At 50.6% G+C, this 2,389-nt stretch carries 1 rRNA gene; it reads left to right on the forward strand.

Annotated elements, in window-relative coordinates:
* Positions 1-2,284 (forward strand): 23S ribosomal RNA (locus HS848_RS12450); the annotation flags it as partial.
* Between the last annotated feature and the right edge of the window lie 105 nt (positions 2,285-2,389).

Consider the following 2,389-nt stretch of genomic DNA (forward strand, 5'->3'; position numbering starts at 1 on the left):
TGATGCAAGGTTAAGCAGAAAATGTGGAGCCGTAGCGAAAGCGAGTCTGAATAGGGCGTTTAGTATTTGGTCGTAGACCCGAAACCAGGTGATCTACCCATGGTCAGGTTGAAGTTCAGGTAACACTGAATGGAGGACCGAACCGACTTACGTTGAAAAGTGAGCGGATGAACTGTGGGTAGCGGAGAAATTCCAATCGAACTTGGAGATAGCTGGTTCTCTCCGAAATAGCTTTAGGGCTAGCCTCAAGTGATGATTATTGGAGGTAGAGCACTGTTTGGACGAGGGGCCCTTCTCGGGTTACCGAATTCAGACAAACTCCGAATGCCAATTAATTTAACTTGGGAGTCAGAACATGGGTGATAAGGTCCGTGTTCGAAAGGGAAACAGCCCAGACCACCAGCTAAGGTCCCAAAATATATGTTAAGTGGAAAAGGATGTGGCGTTGCCCAGACAACTAGGATGTTGGCTTAGAAGCAGCCATCATTTAAAGAGTGCGTAATAGCTCACTAGTCGAGTGACACTGCGCCGAAAATGTACCGGGGCTAAACATATTACCGAAGCTGTGGATTGTCCGTAGGACAATGGTAGGAGAGCGTTCTAAGGGCGTCGAAGCATGATCGCAAGGACATGTGGAGCGCTTAGAAGTGAGAATGCCGGTGTGAGTAGCGAAAGACGGGTGAGAATCCCGTCCACCGATTGACTAAGGTTTCCAGAGGAAGGCTCGTCCGCTCTGGGTTAGTCGGGTCCTAAGCTGAGGCCGACAGGCGTAGGCGATGGATAACAGGTTGATATTCCTGTACCACCTAGCATCGTTTTAATCGATGGGGGGACGCAGTAGGATAGGCGAAGCGTACGATTGGATTGTACGTCCAAGCAGTGAGATTGAGTGTTAGGCAAATCCGGCACTCGTAAGATTGAGCTGTGATGGGGAGAGGAAATTGTTTCCTCGAGTCGTTGATTTCACACTGCCGAGAAAAGCCTCTAGATAGATAATAGGTGCCCGTACCGCAAACCGACACAGGTAGTCAAGATGAGAATTCTAAGGTGAGCGAGCGAACTCTCGTTAAGGAACTCGGCAAAATGACCCCGTAACTTCGGGAGAAGGGGTGCTCTTTAGGGTGCAAGCCCAGAAGAGCCGCAGTGAATAGGCCCAAGCGACTGTTTATCAAAAACACAGGTCTCTGCTAAACCGTAAGGTGATGTATAGGGGCTGACGCCTGCCCGGTGCTGGAAGGTTAAGAGGAGTGGTTAGCTTCTGCGAAGCTACGAATCGAAGCCCCAGTAAACGGCGGCCGTAACTATAACGGTCCTAAGGTAGCGAAATTCCTTGTCGGGTAAGTTCCGACCCGCACGAAAGGCGTAACGATTTGGGCACTGTCTCAACGAGAGACTCGGTGAAATCATAGTACCTGTGAAGATGCAGGTTACCCGCGACAGGACGGAAAGACCCCGTGGAGCTTTACTGTAGCCTGATATTGAAATTCGGCACAGCTTGTACAGGATAGGTAGGAGCCTTTGAAGCGTGAGCGCTAGCTTACGTGGAGGCGCTGGTGGGATACTACCCTAGCTGTGTTGGCTTTCTAACCCGCACCACTTATCGTGGTGGGAGACAGTGTCAGGCGGGCAGTTTGACTGGGGCGGTCGCCTCCTAAAAGGTAACGGAGGCGCTCAAAGGTTCCCTCAGAATGGTTGGAAATCATTCATAGAGTGTAAAGGCATAAGGGAGCTTGACTGCGAGACTTACAAGTCGAGCAGGGTCGAAAGACGGACTTAGTGATCCGGTGGTTCCGCATGGAAGGGCCATCGCTCAACGGATAAAAGCTACCCCGGGGATAACAGGCTTATCTCCCCCAAGAGTTCACATCGACGGGGAGGTTTGGCACCTCGATGTCGGCTCATCGCATCCTGGGGCTGTAGTCGGTCCCAAGGGTTGGGCTGTTCGCCCATTAAAGCGGTACGCGAGCTGGGTTCAGAACGTCGTGAGACAGTTCGGTCCCTATCCGTCGTGGGCGTAGGAAATTTGAGAGGAGCTGTCCTTAGTACGAGAGGACCGGGATGGACATACCTCTGGTGTACCAGTTGTCGTGCCAACGGCATAGCTGGGTAGCTATGTATGGACGGGATAAGTGCTGAAAGCATCTAAGCATGAAGCCCCCCTCAAGATGAGATTTCCCAACTTCGGTTATAAGATCCCTCAAAGATGATGAGGTTAATAGGTTCGAGGTGGAAGCGTGGCGACACGTGGAGCTGACGAATACTAATCGATCGAAGACTTAATCAATTATTATTTCAACGTTTTGCGACGCAAAATCGTTTACTTACTATCTAGTTTTGAATGTATACTCATTCACTTGTCTGGTGACAATGGCAAGGAGGTCACACCTGT

It is taken from the genome of Staphylococcus caledonicus, from assembly GCF_016238465.1.
Classification (GTDB): Bacteria; Bacillota; Bacilli; order Staphylococcales; family Staphylococcaceae; genus Staphylococcus; species Staphylococcus caledonicus.